This is a genomic window from Phycisphaerae bacterium (genome assembly GCA_035275405.1).
Classification (GTDB): Bacteria; Planctomycetota; Phycisphaerae; order UBA1845; family UTPLA1; genus DATEMU01.
In genome coordinates this window covers 99,392-116,816 of record DATEMU010000008.1, presented here as the reverse complement: position 1 = coordinate 116,816, position 17,425 = coordinate 99,392, and the positions used below count along the sequence as shown (strand labels likewise).

General features: G+C 61.2%; 14 protein-coding genes and 1 tRNA gene. 6 read left to right on the top strand and 9 right to left on the bottom strand.

Going from position 1 to position 17,425, the window contains the following annotated elements; all coding sequences use genetic code 11:
• Nucleotides 1–143: 143 nt before the first annotated feature.
• Nucleotides 144–3,572, top strand: a complete 3,429-nt coding sequence (locus VJZ71_11690) for an AAA family ATPase (GenBank protein ID HKQ48722.1) — start codon at nucleotides 144–146, stop codon at nucleotides 3,570–3,572.
• A gap of 86 nt (nucleotides 3,573–3,658) precedes the next feature.
• On the top strand, nucleotides 3,659–4,312 hold the full coding sequence (locus VJZ71_11685; GenBank protein ID HKQ48721.1) for a hypothetical protein: 654 nt from the start codon (nucleotides 3,659–3,661) through the stop codon (nucleotides 4,310–4,312).
• Here the strand turns inward: VJZ71_11685 and VJZ71_11680 are convergent.
• From VJZ71_11680 to VJZ71_11655, 6 genes are all read right to left on the bottom strand, one after another.
• Complete coding sequence (locus VJZ71_11680) at nucleotides 4,304–4,861, bottom strand: NUDIX hydrolase (protein HKQ48720.1); 558 nt, start codon at nucleotides 4,859–4,861, stop codon at nucleotides 4,304–4,306. The two genes, VJZ71_11685 and VJZ71_11680, sit on opposite strands and share 9 nt — an antisense overlap.
• 125 nt (nucleotides 4,862–4,986) lie before the next feature.
• Nucleotides 4,987–6,201, bottom strand: a complete 1,215-nt coding sequence (locus VJZ71_11675; GenBank protein HKQ48719.1) for a hypothetical protein — start codon at nucleotides 6,199–6,201, stop codon at nucleotides 4,987–4,989.
• A 51-nt stretch (nucleotides 6,202–6,252) separates the two neighbouring features.
• The gene (locus VJZ71_11670; GenBank protein ID HKQ48718.1) at nucleotides 6,253–7,470 is read right to left on the bottom strand and encodes a hypothetical protein; all 1,218 of its coding nucleotides are present in this window, start codon (nucleotides 7,468–7,470) and stop codon (nucleotides 6,253–6,255) included.
• A gap of 149 nt (nucleotides 7,471–7,619) precedes the next feature.
• Nucleotides 7,620–9,938: a choice-of-anchor L domain-containing protein gene (locus tag VJZ71_11665; protein ID HKQ48717.1), complete on the bottom strand. Its 2,319-nt coding sequence runs from the start codon at nucleotides 9,936–9,938 to the stop codon at nucleotides 7,620–7,622.
• A gap of 742 nt (nucleotides 9,939–10,680) precedes the next feature.
• Nucleotides 10,681–11,322, bottom strand: coding sequence for an alpha/beta fold hydrolase (locus VJZ71_11660; GenBank protein HKQ48716.1), 642 nt, complete (start codon nucleotides 11,320–11,322; stop codon nucleotides 10,681–10,683).
• 56 nt (nucleotides 11,323–11,378) lie between these two features.
• Nucleotides 11,379–11,465, bottom strand: a tRNA-Ser gene (locus VJZ71_11655).
• 184 nt (nucleotides 11,466–11,649) lie between these two features.
• Here VJZ71_11655 and VJZ71_11650 point away from each other — a divergent pair.
• From VJZ71_11650 to VJZ71_11640, 3 genes are all read left to right on the top strand, one after another.
• Complete coding sequence (locus VJZ71_11650; GenBank protein ID HKQ48715.1) at nucleotides 11,650–12,795, top strand: hypothetical protein; 1,146 nt, start codon at nucleotides 11,650–11,652, stop codon at nucleotides 12,793–12,795.
• 16 nt (nucleotides 12,796–12,811) lie between these two features.
• Nucleotides 12,812–13,444 carry a DUF5655 domain-containing protein gene (locus VJZ71_11645; GenBank protein HKQ48714.1) on the top strand — a complete coding sequence of 211 codons (633 nt, stop codon included), beginning with the start codon at nucleotides 12,812–12,814 and terminating at the stop codon, nucleotides 13,442–13,444.
• Nucleotides 13,445–13,576: 132 nt separating this feature from the next.
• Nucleotides 13,577–14,170: an SRPBCC domain-containing protein gene (locus VJZ71_11640; GenBank protein ID HKQ48713.1), complete on the top strand. Its 594-nt coding sequence runs from the start codon at nucleotides 13,577–13,579 to the stop codon at nucleotides 14,168–14,170.
• A gap of 81 nt (nucleotides 14,171–14,251) precedes the next feature.
• Here VJZ71_11640 and tnpA read toward each other — a convergent pair whose 3' ends face one another.
• The 3 genes from tnpA to VJZ71_11625 form a co-directional block, all read right to left on the bottom strand.
• On the bottom strand, nucleotides 14,252–14,707 hold the full coding sequence (gene tnpA, locus VJZ71_11635) for an IS200/IS605 family transposase (GenBank protein HKQ48712.1): 456 nt from the start codon (nucleotides 14,705–14,707) through the stop codon (nucleotides 14,252–14,254).
• A 161-nt stretch (nucleotides 14,708–14,868) separates the two neighbouring features.
• Entirely contained in the window at nucleotides 14,869–15,912 is a 1,044-nt protein-coding gene (locus tag VJZ71_11630) for an HD domain-containing protein (protein ID HKQ48711.1), read from the bottom strand.
• A gap of 194 nt (nucleotides 15,913–16,106) precedes the next feature.
• Nucleotides 16,107–16,550: a PilZ domain-containing protein gene (locus VJZ71_11625; protein ID HKQ48710.1), complete on the bottom strand. Its 444-nt coding sequence runs from the start codon at nucleotides 16,548–16,550 to the stop codon at nucleotides 16,107–16,109.
• A 348-nt stretch (nucleotides 16,551–16,898) separates the two neighbouring features.
• Here VJZ71_11625 and purE point away from each other — a divergent pair, with 348 nt between their 5' ends.
• The gene (purE, locus tag VJZ71_11620; protein ID HKQ48709.1) at nucleotides 16,899–17,402 is read left to right on the top strand and encodes a 5-(carboxyamino)imidazole ribonucleotide mutase; all 504 of its coding nucleotides are present in this window, start codon (nucleotides 16,899–16,901) and stop codon (nucleotides 17,400–17,402) included.
• The last annotated feature ends 23 nt before the right edge of the window (nucleotides 17,403–17,425 follow it).

Sequence of the window (17,425 nt, the reverse complement as noted above, 5' to 3'; positions counted from 1 at the left end):
TCCGCGGCGCGTCCCGCCATCAAGGGAGGTTTCTCGGACTTCCGATAACGGACGCACAGCGACAACGCTGCCCGCGCGATTTCCGCGCCACCGGTCATCCGACCGCACCGTGCCGCGCCAGCGCGCCTTGGAGCCAGTGAACCATGTACACCGACTTCTTCGGCCTGAAGTACAGCCCGTTCAACAACACGCCGGATCCGCGTTTTTTCTTCAATACGCCGGATCACGAAGAAGCCGTCGCCTCGCTGGTCTATGCGGCGCAGGAGCGCAAGGGCTTCGCGCTGTTGACGGGCGAAGTCGGTTCGGGAAAGACGCTCGTCAGCCGGCTGGTGTTGTCGCGTCTGGAGCGCTCGGCGAAATTCGCCGTGGTCCACAATACACGCGTCGGCCCCCGGGAACTTTTGTTTTCGATCTGCCGGGAGTTCGATGTCCGCGTGGCGGCGGATGCGTCGGCCCCGGAAATGTCCCGCGCCCTGGAGGAGTTCCTGCTCGACCAATACGCCCGGGATCGTCTTGCGGTCGTCATTGTCGACGAGGCTCAGCATTTGACGACAGAGTCCTTCGAGGAACTGCGCTTGCTCGGCAACCTCGAAGCAGACGACGCCAAGCTGCTGACCGTCCTGATCCTCGGTCAGCCGGAGTTGCAGGACGCGTTTGGGTTGCCGGGAATGGAGCAGCTCCGCCAGCGCCTTTTTCGAAGGTATCACCTGAAGGCGTTGTCGCGGGAACTGACGGAAGGCTACATCACCCATCGACTCCGCGTCGCGGGAATCCCAAAGGCCCAAACGGTATTTGAACGCCCGGCGCTGAACGCTGTGTATGCCGCGTCGGGGGGAATCCCCCGGCTCATCAACCAGATTTGTGATGGGGCGATGCTCGCCGCCTACTCGCGCTCCGCGAAAAAGATCACGGAAACGATGGTGGAGGAAGTCGTCGCCCCGTGCGGACCCAACTCTGCTTCGTCAAGCGAAAACATGCGCGTGACGGGGCAGCAACCATTGACGGCCGCGCCCACCGCTAGGAGCGATGCACCGCAACGAGTCATCCTGGATACAGGGTCGGCGGAGGAATCCGTGCGCTCCCTGGAGCGACGGGTACGTGACGCGGTGGCGGATTGCGAACGCGCGCAAACGTTCTTCGAAAGGGCCCTGACATCGGCCAAGGATGAGCTAACCCGCATTCAGTGCGAACTGCCGACGAACGCGCGGGATCGACGCGCACTCACCGACGAGATCGATCGGCATGTCGAAACGGCCAAACGCGAACTCACCACACAGATCGAGGAACAACGGAAAAAAGTGGAGGGTGTTCGATCGGCCCTTACGGAGACGGCCCAACGGGCGGCCCGGCAGGTGGCGGGCCTTCGGGCAATTGCTGATCAGGTCAAGCTGGGCGCGACTACCGACCTTGAAGCGGCGCGGGCGGAAATGAATCGACTAATAGCCGAGGCCACGCGCCTCGGGATGGACCTCGAAAGGCGATCCGAGGGCCTGTCCGCGCAGACGACCGCCGCCCATGCGGAATTGCGGAGGCTCTTGGATGAAATGGTTGCCAATGGGCAAACGAGGCGCTCACTTGCCGAGGAGATGGAAAAGCGCGTCGAAACGGCCAAGCGCGACCTGGCGTCTCACATTGAGGAGCAGCGAACCAGAATTGAGACCGTGCGAACGGAGATAGAGACGGCGGCTGAAGCGGTGGCCCAAAAGACGGAAGTCCTTAAGGCTGTCGCTGATCAGGCCGGTGTCGAGGCGGTCGCCGATCTCCAGGCGGCGCGAGCGGAGCTGGATCGCCGAATCGCGGCCGCCACGCGGTTGGGGCTGGACATCGAGAGCCGATCTGAGGGCTTGTCCGCGCAAGTGACGGCCGCCCTGCATGAGATGCAACGGGTCTTGCAGGATTCGTTGAAAGAATCGAAGAAAGCCGGCGACCTGTTGCGCGAGCAATCCGAATCTTCAATTGCTCAGGTCCGCGTGGCCATGGAACAGATGATCGAGCGGGCTGATACAGCCCGGCGAGACCTTGTGGAACTCGCCGAGCAAATGAAATCCGGCTCGCTAAGGTGCGTCGAGGGCTTCCAGGAGACCGCCGCGGGGCTGCTGCACCAGATCGACGCGCGCGGCGCCGCGGCCTGTAACGAACTCGGGGAACTTGCTGATCAAGTCCGCTCCGACTCCAAACAGTGTGTCGGTCGCCTCCACGAAACAACCGGGGAGCTGTTACGACAGATCGACGACCGGGGCGCAGCGGCGGAGAAGGCCGTCCAGGAACTGGCCGATCAGGCGAGGAACGGCGCTGCGCGAAGCGTCGAGGGCCTGAAAGGCATCGTTGCCGAACTGCTGCAACAGATTGACGAAAAAGCGGCGCAGATTCGCGGGGAGACGGAACAGTCGTGCGATCGAATGGGACGCCTGGAGCATCGCTTTGGCGAGGGGGTCGTTTCCGCGAAGGCGGCCGTGCAGCAGATCATCGACGACGCACGGGCGCGATTTGATGCCGCGCAATTGCAGGTCGCCGATATCCTGACGCAGGCTCAAACCGCGGCGGCCGTCACCAATGAACAGGCGGCGATCGCCCTTGCCGAGGCCCGCGGAGCGGCCCAGCGCCTTCGCGAGCAAATGGAACAGGATGCCCGGCGTGCGGATGCGGCGGCGGAGAATTCCCGGCGTGAATTGCAGGAATTGCGAACGGATCTGCGTAAAGACCGGGAACAGGTCCGTGAGCAGATCGTGGAGTCCAAGGCGCTGTTGAGCGAGGCGCGCCAGGAAGCAGCGAGACTCATCGATCAGGCCCGGAGCGAGTCGTCCCGGCTCATTGAGATGGCCAATGCCACGACGTCGCGGCTCTACGAGGAAGCCGGTCGGTTTGAACGCGAGTCGCAGGCCCGCGCCGAGCGGATCATCCAACACGCCCGCGAGACGGAGGGCCGAGTGGATTCGCTGCTGCGCCTTCCCAAAGAGATCATTGACGAGGCCAATGCGAAGACGGCCGCGCTCGCCGAGTTGTCCAAGTCGCTCTCATCGGTCATCACGCAGCTCAGCGCCGCCGGAGCGGCCGCCCGTGCGCAGAATCAAGAAATCGCCGAGGCCAGCGAGCTGGCACAGGAACGACTCGAAGGACTCCGCAGCCACACAACCCGCGTGGGCCAGCTTGTGGGCATCATCCGACAGCTTTACGGCGTCATGGACGCGCGGATAGAAGGTTTGCGCGGCCGGCTGGATCAGGCGGAGAATCTGTGTCGGACGGTGCCTCAGGAAATCGATGGACTTCGTTCGGCACTGGGGAGCGGACGCAATGGCGAACACGCGGTGGAACGGATGCGAACCAATTCCGCCCGTTTCAAGGATGCGCCGCCATCAACCAGGAGCAAGGCCAATATACTGAAGCCGGCCCCGGGTGCGTTGCCGGATCGTCCGGCTCCGGCCATGTTGGGTGACATCGTCTCGCGAAATCGGAAACTCCACGAATGGCTTCGCGAAACGCTCCGCGAGGCAGAATCAAACGCCGGCGGAGTAAACCAAGACCGGATCGATCGAACGGCGCAGGAGGCGGAAACAGAAAAGGCGACGGCGTAGTCCGTGCCGAACGTTGACGGCCTTATCTTGCGTCGTTACCCTCCCGCTGGACTGCGGTAACCGAGACCGCAATCGGGAGGGAGCCATTGGGCGATATCGAGCAAGTCCTGGTTGTCGAACGGTCCGTCTTCGACGACGCGGGCAGTTTCCAGGGGCTGTGCCGGCAAGCGGCGCCGTACCTCGAACGGTTCTTTTCGCCCGGCACGCTCCGATTCATTCCGCGGCCCGAGGCGGAGGTTGACCCCAACTTCAAGCAGATCATCCCCTACGTGGTGATGACCCACACCGGCCGCTACCTCAGCTACGTCCGCGGTGCGCGGGGCGGGGAGAAGCGCCTGGTCGGCCATCGCTCGATCGGCATCGGCGGCCACATCAACCCCGCCGACGACCTGCCGTTGTTCAGCTCCGACCTGCGCCAAACTTACCGCGCGGCGGTGGAACGCGAAGTGGCCGAGGAAGTTGTCGTGGGCGCGGGCCACACCGACCGAATTGTGGCCCTGCTCAACGATGACTCCACTGAGGTCGGCCGCGTGCATCTGGGCGTTGTCCATTTGTGGGAATTGGATGCCCCCGACGTCCGCAAGCGCGAACAGATGATCACGCAACTCGCCTTCCTGACGCCCGCCGAGCTGCACGACGTTCGGGATTCGCTGGAATCCTGGTCGCGGATGTGCCTTGATCAACTGGAAGAACTACACGAGGCGAACCGTCCCACCACCGAATCGGCTCGCTCAACCTGACGTGGGGATACGCAACCGTCGCCACTTCTCCGCCATCCGCCGCACCGCTTCGTCGAGATCCATCGGTGCCAATGCTTCATAGGTGAACCAGGCGAGGTCGTGCGATTCATCGCTCACGGCGTATTCATCCTTCCCGTGGACCTTGAGCAGAAAGCGGATGTCGAAGTGCTCGTGTTCGCCTTCGGTCGCTGTGGCCGGGTAATCGTGGACGTCCAGGTCGAAAATCTCTTCGGAGACCGGCCGAATGTCGGTGATGCCGGACTCTTCCTGCGCTTCGCGGAGCGCGACGGCGAGCAGATCGGGATCGCCGTCAGCATGGCCTCCGAGTTGAATCCACTTGTCCAGCTTGCGATGATGCGTGAGCAGGACGCGCTGGCCCGCTGAATCCAGCAGCCACGCCGAGCCGGTCAGATGGCCGGGCTCGAAGGTGCTGTCAAAGCAGCCGGGGTGCTCGCGGACAAACGCCTCAATTCGCCCCCGCTGCGCCTCATCGCGCGCATCAAGCGGAGAATAGCGTGCCAGTTTGGATAAGAAATCGTCCCGATGCATCGAAGGCCCATCATGGGTCCGCTTTTACGGCCGCTTGTGGGCCAATGGAGAGTGCCCATTCAATAGTCTATCACCCGGCCTTTAGAGTGACAATGGAAATCCCGAGGGGGTCTCCAGACATAGACTCACTGGCAGCCGCCGGTTTCCAATAGGCATTGCGCAAACGCTTCCACGTCATCGGTAGTTAACTCTCCGTCCGGGTTTGCGCCAACGTCGCCGGCGCACACTTGGCGCGGAGTACCACCGACCAAAAGAACCTGTACGAACGCCTGAATGTCCAACCCGTTTCGCGCGCCATCGTCGTTCACGTCCCCCTTAGTGCACGTGACCGGTGTTAACAGGTAGCCGTGCGGAAAACCAACATGTGCACCTTCGCCCACGATCTGACCGGCCGTGTTGATGGCGTGCGCGCGGCCAAGCACCCAGCCCGCGCCGGAGGGAATGCGGGTATTCAAATCGATGACCTGGTTCCCGCGCCATAGGACAGCCCGAGAATTGGACGTGCCCACGACATCACCCGCGCTGTTGAGCCCGTATGCGACACTAAAGGTATTCTCCAGCGTACCCAAGTCGGTGCGTGTAATCACGATCCCAGTGGAGTCGACCTGTACGCTGAACGCATGCGGTGCGCCGGACGCCGTGTCCGACCAACCCACAATTCGTCCGCTGTCGTTGATGTCTGTCGCCGAACTATTGGCTGCCCCGTCGAGAGCCCCAAGATCGTGCGGAATTCCATTCAGCCACAGGCAGGCTCGTACGGTTTGATCATCCATCAGATACGACTGGCCGACGGCCCGGCCGGACGTGTCAACTGCGAATGCTCGGCTATTACGTCCGCCAAGCGTACCGAGATCGGTCAGAATTCCCGCCTGCCACTTGCACGCGTGATCGACCCACAGGTCGTTGAGAAATGTCGTCAGATGCCCGACGATGAGGCCCGCGCCATTGATGTCACGCGGAGCGAAGTGGCCCAGATTAGTCGCTGTTCCACCTTGCCAGAGCATCGCGTGGCTCTGCAATTCGCCGAGTCTGTAGGACTGGGCCGCGACCTGTTCCGCATCATTGATCGAAAACGCCATGCTTTGATCGTCGATTCCAAGCGTGCCCAGATCGATGAGCGCGCCGTCGAAATACACGGCGTGACAATCGGCGGATGCGGTCGTCGTAAAGCCGACGACAGCCCCGGTACTGTTAATCGCGTAGGCGGCCCCTTGTGGACCGCCGGTCACGCCAAGATCGGTCACGAGGTATTCGTATGCGGCGGCGCCGACGCGCGCATCGAATGGGGCGGAGACGATAGCTGCGATTGCCGTTATGTAAATAAGGTTCTTCTGGTACATGGGTAGTCTCCGAACAGAGTCAATATCAGCGTGTTCATACTCTGATCAAACCTAGTCGTCCGTCAGCCGGTGGGGGAATGGATCGCCTGGGACTTCCTGGTGGCAGACCGTACAGGTATCGATTCGGCCGGCATGGCCCTGAATGGTGATCGCCTGAACGTTGTCAACGGCCATAATGGTGGCCGTGATCGCGTGAGGACTTCCGTGGCACGCAGCACACTGGATGCCTCGGTGTCCGCGCGATTGGCGGTACAGTTTTCCGGGTTCTTCAAACTCCCAGGTAGGGTGTTGTGCCTGATGGCAGGATCCGCAACTCGGTTCGTCCACCCACGGATGTCGGGCCGGATTGCCGATAGCAGCCATCGAGACGTGACAACTGTTGCAGGTCAGTCCGGCGCTAAAGTGAATGTCGCGGAAGCACTGGGTGCGAACGCCGGGATGGCAGGCATAGCATTCCGATTCGAGAGAAATGCCGGACATGCGCGGTGCATGGGCGGTGTGCATTGCCGAAGAAAGACTAGAAACGCCCGGCTGGCCCGGGGCCCCCAGCGCGGCATCGGCATGGCAGGCGGCACAGAGGACCGGCTTTTGAAACTCGAGCTGCGTCTGGTGCAATCGGTCGTGTGCCCGAAGAATGTCTGTCGCGGTGGAGATGCCGGGCGTGGCGTGACAGAGGTTGCAGCTCATCTCCCAGGAAACCGGTACCACTGCCTGCGTTGTCCCCATTAGGGTCGCTCCTTGTTTGACGGTGATGGTGGCCAGGCAATACGGATTTTCGCGACCGCTGTCATCCATCTGCGTGATCGGAATCCCGGTGACGGACCAGTCATTGCTTCCCGGCGTAGGCGACATCGTTCCGGACATGCCATGCCCGGTGAGGCCGATCCCGGGCGGTAGGTTGGCGCCGAAAATGGCATTGGCGTACGACCAGAAATTGGTCTTGTCGGCGGTTCGGGTGTTCCCCGGAATCGTGTATTGCACGGTAATGCCGCTGGTCACGATTTCGGGTGAGCCGTGCGTTCGGTCGATAACTTGGGCGTGCAGAGTATTGAATGGCGGCAGGACTAGCAATTCCGAACAGTCAAGGTTCATGCAGTGCATGCCCAAGTCATTGAACGCAAGGACAACATAGGGCGTCCACACGTCCCGTGGCGCCGTCCGTCCGACATCCATCGGGAGCGCGGTTACGGGCTCCCCAGATGGTGCCTGGCCGCCGAGCATGGCAACGAGAGCAAAGACCGGAACTGATAATGGGATGTAGTGAATCATGGAAGTTTCCTCCACGCAGGACGTAAGACAGGTCAAGTATCACGATCGCCAATCGCAGGCGCGTATTGCCGCGCTGCCATCCCCGCCAAAAGCAATTGCCGCCCCGTTGCCAAAGGGTACCGATTTCTGCGAAATCGGGCTGAGTCGCTCTAAAGAGGCAACAAGACGTATATGAAATCCTGAATGTCAAGTCCATCTGCGTTGCCATCGTTGTTCATATCCGCCAAGGTGATGTCACAGCCGGTGTATGTGCCGATCAGCGCGTCGACGAAGTCCGGAATATCATCCGTGGTCACAGCGTGGCTGCAATTCGTGTCGCCCTTGATGTACGGGCATGGATTGGGCGAACACGGCACGTCAATCGTCCAGCTCAGGCCGTTGGCGCTCATGCAGTCCGCTTCGCTCAGCTGCGCGCACTGGCCATCCTGCAGGCAACACGCACCCGACGGCGGTGGGCAGTCGGCGATGCTTAGCCGGAAGTCCAGGATGGCGAGTCCGTCTTTGTCGGGCTGCCGGTCGATCATGAGGTAGTACGTGCCGGGGTCCAACAGAAGATTAGTGATCGTGGCCACGGTGCCCGTCGTCGTAGCCTGTGCAATGCACCCTGTAGAACCCGGTGGGCAAACGTCGTCCAGCACCACCCCAATGGAGTGATCGATCGCTGTCGCCCCCGCCACCGTGATGTCGACACAATGGGCACCTGTCAACGTGATCTGGTAGACGATGTCATTGCCGTCGTCGTAGACGCCGAGGCAGGTGATGGCGTAGTCTTCCTTCTTGTCGGCCGTTGTATTGACATCTTCGAACGGTATGGACGTAACGTAGATCGGGAATTCACAATCCTGTCCCACCGGGTCAACCTCCGGAGCGCAGGGCGGATTTAGATCACCACACGCAATACCGGCGCTCCAAACGTCATCCAGTCCCTGGCAGTTGGCCGCCAGGACATTGTCGTTGCAGATTTGAGTGGCGGTATTGCAGCACGCCCCGGTCGGAGCCCCACCGCAATCCGCGACGCTGAGCGTGAAATTCAGTCCGTCACTCGCCAGGGGCCACCGGTCGATCATCAGGTAATAGGTGCCCGGCCCCAGCGTCAGATTGGTGATGGTCGCCACGTTTCCCTGGCTGGTTCCCTGCGCCATGCACACGGCGCCCGGCGGGCATGCGCTGTCCAATGCCACGCCGATCCAGTTGTCGTTCGGCGTGGCGCCCGTCACGGTGATGTCCACGCACTGCGTAGCCGCGATCGTGAGTTCATAGAGGATGTCGAGACCGTTGTCGTAGTCGCCAAGACACGTACTGGTGTAGTCGTTGCCTTTGTCGGTCGTCGTATTGGTATCAACAAAGGGCAGCGCCGTAATGGGAATCGGATTCGCGCAGTCCGTCCCAGCGGGATGTGTGGCCGTGCAGGGGGGGTCCAGTTGATTGCAGGCCAGCCCGACGGTCCACATCATGTTGGGCCCCTGGCAATTGGCTTGCGGGACGCCGCCGACGCAAGTTTGCGTGCTGGTATCGCAGCACGCTCCGGTCGGCTCTCCGCAGGTGAAACTCTGCCCCTGGATGAATACATTCGAGTCGAGGACCTGGTCGCCCGCATCGGCAATGGCCAGCTTGATATGGTTCACGCCGGGGATAAGCGTGCCGGTCGCCGTCAGGATTACGATCAGCCCGTCCATCTGGATGTCGCGGACTCCGGCACACGGGAAAGTTCCCGGTGGAATGTCGCTGCAGTCATTGTTAATAAAGAGATTGCAGAAGCTTCCGGTAGGCGGGTTGAAGGGGTTGTTGCAGTTCACGTTGTTGATGCTGACCGGCGTGCCCGCGCTGCCGGGAACCAGGGCAATGTTGACGCCGTTCAGAAAAAAGCCGAACACGTCGTTGAACGGCGAATTCACCCACTCGTTGTATTCCTCCGACGTGAACACATACTGAAACTGGATGACCTGGGTACCGGTGCATTCAAAGTCAAATTCCAGGATGCACGCGTCGAACGTTGTGTAACCCGGGATCAGCCCGTTCAGATCAACATCGCCGATTCCGGCGTTAACGCCAGAGACGTCGTCCTGCGTGTTCGGGCCGGGCACGAAAGAGATGTCCCCGCTGCTCAGGATGATGCCGCTTTCGAAGCCGACAATGCCCGTTCCGCCGGCGAACGTGCCGGCCGCAATATTGGCGCCGGTGAATGTCACGTTGGACACCGTCACGCCGGTACCCAGCAAGGTCGTGACGAGATCCGACGGCGTCAGTCCGAAATTGAGGTTTTGCGTCGTTAGCGCCTGAGGCGCACGGACGGCCGGCGCTATCCGGTTGTTTCCGCCGGGCTCGATGCGGGGGCGCTGAGGCGGTGCAGACGCTGGCGCGAGAACCAGACTGGACAGGAGGATCATCGCCACGGGTTTCCAAAGCCGGGTGGCCCAAACTCTGGACTCGCAGATGCAGGCACGGCTTGTTGACTTCCAAGTTGTCATAATTGCCTCCGGTCCACCGACAAGAGTTGAAACATCGAAGGAAAAGGATGCGTCGGCGTGTTCATCCTGCGATGTGCGCGAAACCCCCGAGTGGACAACGCGCGGAATGTCCCACAACGCTAATCTCCTTGTTGATTGCTGCAGAGGTATCTCTTTGGATACCGTGTTCTAGGACACGGATGGCCGGCGCGGAGACGCGATGCGGCGCCGCGAACGCGATCTGGACCTGCGTACGGGGGAAGCGACGGGTTCGGGGCAGGAAGTGCTGGAGTACCAGAGATTGAGAATCAATTCCGCCTTGTCCGACGTGTTCGTTTTCTTGTGCAGGTTGCGAAGATGCCGGCGCACGGCGGAGTTCGAGATGCCCAGCGTTCGGGCGATCACCGCGTTTTTTGCCCCGCCGCAGCAAAGCGTGAGGACGTCACGCTCCCGTCGGGTCAATCGGCGACACCGGCTCAGCGCGGCAATCGTTTCGGCGGCCAATGGAGGGAGTCGACATTGGTTTCTCGTCGGGCCGATTTCTCCAACACCGACGCCGAGCCGGTTTGGACATTCCGCACAGACTCCCCGGAAGTTCGCGCAAAACACCGCGTTCAGCCTTGTCGGCCGCGGCTGTGAATCAGGGTCGATACGAAACCGGCTGGCCATGGAACGCGCTGCGCCTGCTTTCATCATTCGGAGAAGGGGAGCCGCCCGCGTCCGGAGTTTCCCGCCAAGCCTAAGTGCGGGCCGGCACGCCTTCTCACAACTTTTTCGCAATCAAGCTCTGAATTGCGGCACAATCCGAAATATTCATATGATCGACATCCCGTGCCCCCGGAAGTTCGCCCTCCGGCCCCACGGCAACATTGGTCAATCGCGTATGCGTGTTCCCCGGCTCCAACTGGCTCCGCGGCCCGCTTCGGAACGACAGGGTTTCGGGGACCACATAATAGTGCACTGCCTCATCGACGTTTGCCGGAATCGGGTCCGGTCTTCCCACGTCCAGCAGCACCAGAAGTCGCACCTTCACGCCTTGCTCCTCCAGGAGGTGGGCCATCTTGATCGCGACCACTCCCCCGTGCGAATGCCCGATGAGCACCAGCTTGTCGGGTCGATCCCGCAGAATGGCCTGCGCGATGGCTTTCCATTTCCGGTAGGGTTCCAGGTCCGCGAAGCATCCCTTGCGCTCCAGCGTCGCCGCAAGCTTGTCCATCCCTACCGACCCATCCAGATCCCCAAACCCGAGCAACAGAAAGACGCATGTCTGCCCCGGCTCCGGTGACCCCGTGTTCCACCGCTCGGCTGATTTACGGCTGCAACCGACAGTCAGCATCAAGCCGGCAAACAGCACGCTCCAGAAATTCCTTCGGCGTGAAAAAACCGTTTGAATAAAACTCAGCATAATGCTTCCATCCCCGCAAGCGTTTCAAACGCTTATGGAATGCCCTCAAAAGGAAACGGAGAGGGAGGGATTCGAACCCCCGGACGCCTTGCGACGTCAACGGTTTTCAAAACCGTCGCCTTCAGCCACTCGGCCACCTCTCCACGCCGCCGGTCGCCCAACGGAAGTTTATCGGCGGGGCAGGGTATTCTATCCCGCGACTGCGTTGTTCATAGGAGTAAACAAGGGGGATCACACGCCGGGCCAGCCACCTCGATTCGACGCCTCGGCGGCAGAGCCCCCGAGGGTGTTCGTCAAGATTCGCCAGGGAGTTATGATGGGCGCTCCATGGCGGTTTTCAAGTTCAACTTTGGCTTCGGTGCCAAGAAAATCGAACTCGAACAGCAGGGTCGGTTCGTCGGCTCGTTCACCCCGCCTCAGCTTGCCGAAATGATGTCCCGAGGCGAACTCAAGGATGGCGACCGTGTTCGCCCCGAGGGGACCGACGAGTGGGTACCGTATTCCCAGCTTAAGGCCGCGGAAAAGGTCATTAATTTTGACAGTCGCGAATCCCCATACTTGCCTGACTTATCTGATCTCTTTAGTTGGCGCGGCCCTATCGCGTGGCTGGGGGGCGGCGGTCTCATGGGGCTGCTCATCCTGGGCTTCTACGTGTTTGCCATGGTCGATTGGAACCGCTCCATCGAGCAGCAGAAAAACGTCCGCGACCTTGCCGCGAAGATCGCGCGGTATGTCGATGGTCATCCTGGCACGACGTCGAGTAGCGCCGACGACCTGCGCCGCGCCGGGGCGATTATTGACGATGACGTTAAGCTGCTCCAGTCGAATAACATTGAGCTTCGCCCGATCAATGCCTCGTCGCCGCGTGATGCGGTCGTCCTCGTATGGCCCAAGACGGATACCACCCGGTACTACCTCAAGGGCGGGGACGAGGACTACTCGATCCGCTGGAAAGCCCCGCAGGGATCGCGCGTCCTGGTCAACGAGCCGCAGACGCCGGGTTCGAAAACCCGCATTCTGAGTATAGTCGATGCTTCGCGCGGCTCGCCCCTCTGGACCACCAAACTCCAGGGCTATGCGATGTCGGCGATGTGGCGGAAAGACGGCCGCATGGTCGCCGTCAACAACACCGGGCCGATCGACCAAAAGCGGGTTCTCGTGCTGCGCGCGTCCGATCCCGTAACGCCCTTTGGGCGTCCGGACCAGCTTGATCCGTGGCAGTGTTTGGAGGAGGCGGATCGAAAAACCCCACTGCGCTGGTCGTCGAACGACGTCCGCGGGGAGAAGTGGCTGGAGAATGGAGACTTGGAGGTGGAGTCGTTTGGGAATATCGTCTATCTCGACGAGAATAAGCACCCCACGGGTTACCTGATGGTGCGTGTGCGCTGGGTCCTGCATCCGGGCGACGACGGCCGATTAGCTGTCGTTAGCAGCCAGCGCATGGCCTACCAGAAAACCGAGGCGAAGCAATAAAATCTGAGGAACTTCCATGCCCGCAAAATCCGCGAAGTCGTCGATCTACAGCGTCCACCCCGGCGTCGTGATGATGGTGGACTGGGTCGCCACGCTCAAACCCAAGACCGGCCGCTCGCTCGACGAATGGGTCGGCTTCGTCAAGAAATCCGGCCCGAAGACGGAGGCCGAGCGGCGCGACTGGCTCAAGGCCAAGCACGGTCTGGGCACGAACTCCGCCTGGTGGATCGCCGAGCGGGCTGAAGGCAAGGGCGGCGACGATGACACGCCAGAGGGATACTTGAAGGCGGCCACCAAGTGGGTCGAGGCGATGTACGCGGGCGGCAAAGCGAACTTGCGGCCTTTGCATGACGCGCTTATCAAGCTTGGCAGGAGTCTGGGCAAGGACGTGAAGATCTGCCCTTGCCAGACGATCGTGCCGTTCTATCGCAATCATGTCTTTGCGCAGATCAAACCGAGCACGCGGACGCGGATCGACTTCGGTTTGTGCCTGACGAAGTACAAGGGCAAGCTGCCCAAGCGGCTGATCGACACGGGCGGCCTGGCCAAGAAGGACCGCATCACGCACCGGTTCGAGATCGCCGCGCCCGGCGATATCGACCCCGAAGTCAAGAAGTGGCTTAAGATCGCCTACGACCTCGATAAGTAAATGCGCAGATTCACCACAGAGGCACAGAGACACAGAGATTCGAACGACGAGTTCTTTTTGAAATCCTGTACAGCGTCTCTGTGTACTCTGTGCCTCTGCGGTAAAATATTCTCTTGACCAAAGGAGGTCCAAATGGCGAAGGCAATCAAGGCGGGCGGCATCGGCAGCGACGCTGTCAAGGCGGCGACGGGCAAGGGATGGGACGAGTGGTTCCGCATCATCGACCGGGCGGGTGGTCGCAAGATGGACCACAAGCAGATCGTCGCCGTCGTCAGCAAGCAGAAGGGCGCACGGCCGTGGTGGCAACAGATGATCACCGTCGGCTACGAACAGGCCCGCGGCCTGCGCAAGGTGGGGGAGACGGCGAAGGGCTACCAGATCAGCCGGAGCAAGACGGTCGATGCGCCGCTCCCCGCCCTGTTCAAGGCGTGGAAAGACCCCAAAGCGCGCGGGCGATGGCTTAGTTTGGGTGGGGCGGGCGTCCCTGCCCGCCAGAAATCCGACAGCGACCTCGTCATCCGCAGGGCGACGGCCAACAAATCCCTCCGCATCACCTGGCCCGACGAGACCAATATCGAAGTCAACTTCTACAAGACGCCGAGCGGCAAGACTCAGGTGACGGTGCAGCACAACAAGCTCGCCGATGCGAAGACCGCGGCGAAGATGAAGGCGTATTGGGGCAAGCAGCTGGAACAATTGGCGGCCCTTTCCCCAACGGGGAAATGACACTAGCCCAGGGTTGTCGCGCAGCGGCTACCCTGGGTTTCAAAAGCGAGATCACCCCCCCAACCCTGAAAGGGTTGTGTCCTAATCCCAGACGAAGCGCTCGTCGTAATCCTGTTCATGTTTGTGGAAGAAGGCGCGAAGCTCGTCCTGGTAGGACATCTTGCGATGATGTTCATCTTGCTCGGCGACGTAGTTCTCGACCTGTTCGAGATTGGACTGGCTCACCGAGAAGGCGGCGTAGCCCGCCTGCCATTGAAATTTTCCCAAGTCCGGATTTTTCTCCTTGAGCCAAATGCTTGAGACCCGCTTGAGTTCCTTGACCCAATCGGCGAGCGCAATCGTGCGGCCGAGGTGTGCGAGGATGTGCACGTGGTCCTCGACACCGCCGACGCGGACCGGAGGGCAATCAAGTTGTTTGGAGATGCCGCCGAGGTAGGCGTGCAATTCTTCGCGCAGAATCTTGTTGTGCAGAAACGGATGCCGCTCCTTCGTCGAGAAGATTAGATGAACATGGACGGCGGCGAGGGATTGGGGCATCGTTTGCGCTCAGGAACACTACCCCGTTGGGGTAGGGTGGGTCAGGCGCAACATCATCCCAGGGTAGCCGCTTCGCGACAACCCTGGGCTATGGACGAAACGCCTTTGGCGTTGAAATCTCACAAACGAAAATCGGCTTTGCCGCGGGGAAAGGTGCGCAGTCATTGTCCCTTTGCCCGATTCCCCATCACATCCTTCTTATACACCCGCGTCTCCAGCGCCCGGACGTATTCCGTCCAATCCTCGCCGGCGGACTTGGGGTCTTTGATCGCCGTCAGCGCCATGTTCAAGCGCGCGTCGATGTTGTCCAGGTAGTGGACGAGGATCGCCTCCAGGCACGAAGGGAGTTTCGGGCTGCCGAATTCGTACTGACCGTGGTGCGAGAGGACGATGTGCGTGAGGACGTTTTGAATATCTTCGGGGAACGGCTGGCTCGTCTTCGCCTCGACCTCGGCGGCCTTGCGGTCGATCCAGAGGGCCGCCTGCGTGATGTGACCGAGGAGTTGGCCCGACGTGGTGTAGGTGAAGTTCGTGTCGTAGGTCAGTTCGGCGGTCTTGCCGATGTCGTGGAGGAAGATGCCCGTCAGGACGAGATCGCGGCTGACCTCGGGGTAGTGGCTATCGGAGTCGTCGGTCCTCCCGAGGACGCGCGTCGCCAGTTCCAGCACACTGAGCGTGTGCTCCAGGAGACCGCCGACGAAGGCGTGATGGTTCGCGATCGCCGCCGGGGCCTTCTTGTAACCCGCTACGATCGCGGCGTCCGTTACGAACTCCTTAATCAGGGCGAGGAGCATGGGGTGTTTGACGGTTCGCAGGATCGCCAGCACCTTCTCCCACATCTCGCCGACGTCTTTTTCGGTGCTGGGGATGAAATCGGCGACGTCGAACGCGCCCTTTTCGGCGGGGCGCATCCCGTCGACGATGAATTGCAGGGCGCCCTTGTAGCTCTCGGTGCGGCCGCGGACACGAAGGAACCCGCCGTCGGGGATCATGTCATATTGCTGCTGCGTCGCGCTCCAGATGCGGCCAAGGAGCTGACCGGTGCGGTCGGCGAGGACGAGGTGGATGTAGAGCGAGCCGTTGGTAGTGGTGCGGAGGTCTTTCTTGGAGATGAGAAAGACCTGGTCCTGGATGAGTTCTCCGGCCTTGAGTTCGGCGATGAAACGCCGCGCGACGGGGGGAGCGGGTGAGGTTGTAGTGGTCATAGCGGCGATTATACGGCCGCGAAAGCGGAGCGAATAGAAGCTGTGAGATGTCGGGGGGAAGCAAAAAACCCATCACCACAGAGGCACAGAGACGACGGAAACTAGACAGGATTTACAAGATTAACAGGATTGCAAAAAAGAATCCTGAAAAACTCGTCCGTTCCTTTGAGACTCTGTGGCTCTGTGTTGAAGTTCTAGTTCGTGAGCACGGCCGTGTTTGTTGCGCCGGACTTGTCGAAATTCCGCGCCGTCGTCCAGCGCGAGCCGTAGCCCTTGGTATCCCAGCTCTTGCGATGGGAGGTGAGGGCGTCAATCGGGTCGAAGAGGCCGCGGTCGCTCACCGGCCGGTGGATGAAGCGGATGCCGATGCGGACGATGCCGCGTTCCGGTCGGCCCATGTTGACGACGACGCCGCTCTCGCGATGCAGTTTCGTCTCGATCCCCTCGTCGGTGCTCAACCGGTCAAATTGCAGATCGACATACTGCCCGAGGAGCGGGGCGTTCTGCGCCGTCATCAGGCAGGCCGCGCCGCCGCAGGACAGGTCAACCAGGTGGGCGGGCGTCGTGTCGTCGGCCCCGTCGTAGTGCAGGGTGATCGGTACGAAGGTCGGTGTTCGAGGGTCTCGTCTGCGTTCCAATGCCGCGAATTCCATGGCCGTGCCCCGCTCTGGCGAGTTGCTTTTGGGCCGGTATCCGTACCGACTACCGCGACCGTCCCCGCGAACCCCTCGAATCGAGGTGCTTATCGAACCGGGGGGATGTGGGGTTAAACTAAAGTCGTTGACGGGCGGTTTACCTGCAATTCTTGCGCGGGAAACAGCAGGTTTACCACAGAGCCACAGAGACGCAGAGGAACGACGGTATTAGGAAGGTCGGGTTCAGGCTTTTTCCCTACAAATTCGTCGTCTCTGAGTCTCTGAGCCTCTGTGGTTAATCCTCTCTTGATTCGTTTGCATTCCGACGACCCGTTTGCGATGATTCGGGGCATGGCCGCCGCCGCAACACCGCTGGTCGGGATCATTATGGGCTCCAAATCGGACTGGGAGACCATGGCGCACGCCGCGCAGACGCTGGAGAAGCTGGGCGTGCCGCATGAGGTCCGGGTCTTGTCGGCCCATCGTACGCCGGATGCACTGTTGGAATACGCGGGATCGGCGGAGAAGCGCGGGCTGGAGGTGATCATCGCGGCGGCGGGCGGCGCGGCCCACCTTGCGGGCGTGACGGCGGCCAAGACGATCCTGCCCGTCCTCGGCGTGCCGATGGAGTCGGCGTCGCTCGGCGGTCTCGACTCGCTCCTCTCGACGGTGCAGATGCCCGGCGGCGTGCCGGTCGGGACGCTGGCCATCGGTAAGCCCGGCGCGATCAACGCGGCGATCCTGGCCGCGATGATCGTGGGCAACAAGCGTCCTGAAATCCGCGAGGCCGTGCGGCGCCATCGCGAGGAGCAGGCGAAGCAGATTCTGGCGAATCCGGATCCACGCGCGTCCTGATCGCTATTTCATGACAATCGAAG

Excerpts from the sequence above, each read along its gene's own strand:
- VJZ71_11690 (HKQ48722.1), top strand. The coding sequence starts at position 144 with ATGTACACCGACTTCTTCGGCCTGAAGTACAGCCCGTTCAACAACACG.
- VJZ71_11680 (HKQ48720.1), bottom strand. The coding sequence starts at position 4,861 with ATGCATCGGGACGATTTCTTATCCAAACTGGCACGCTATTCTCCGCTT.
- VJZ71_11675 (HKQ48719.1), bottom strand. The coding sequence starts at position 6,201 with ATGTACCAGAAGAACCTTATTTACATAACGGCAATCGCAGCTATCGTC.
- VJZ71_11670 (HKQ48718.1), bottom strand. The coding sequence starts at position 7,470 with ATGATTCACTACATCCCATTATCAGTTCCGGTCTTTGCTCTCGTTGCC.
- VJZ71_11665 (HKQ48717.1), bottom strand. The coding sequence starts at position 9,938 with ATGACAACTTGGAAGTCAACAAGCCGTGCCTGCATCTGCGAGTCCAGA.
- VJZ71_11660 (HKQ48716.1), bottom strand. The coding sequence starts at position 11,322 with ATGCTGAGTTTTATTCAAACGGTTTTTTCACGCCGAAGGAATTTCTGG.
- VJZ71_11650 (HKQ48715.1), top strand. The coding sequence starts at position 11,650 with ATGGCGGTTTTCAAGTTCAACTTTGGCTTCGGTGCCAAGAAAATCGAA.
- VJZ71_11645 (HKQ48714.1), top strand. The coding sequence starts at position 12,812 with ATGCCCGCAAAATCCGCGAAGTCGTCGATCTACAGCGTCCACCCCGGC.
- VJZ71_11640 (HKQ48713.1), top strand. The coding sequence starts at position 13,577 with ATGGCGAAGGCAATCAAGGCGGGCGGCATCGGCAGCGACGCTGTCAAG.
- tnpA (HKQ48712.1), bottom strand. The coding sequence starts at position 14,707 with ATGCCCCAATCCCTCGCCGCCGTCCATGTTCATCTAATCTTCTCGACG.
- VJZ71_11630 (HKQ48711.1), bottom strand. The coding sequence starts at position 15,912 with ATGACCACTACAACCTCACCCGCTCCCCCCGTCGCGCGGCGTTTCATC.
- purE (HKQ48709.1), top strand. The coding sequence starts at position 16,899 with ATGGCCGCCGCCGCAACACCGCTGGTCGGGATCATTATGGGCTCCAAA.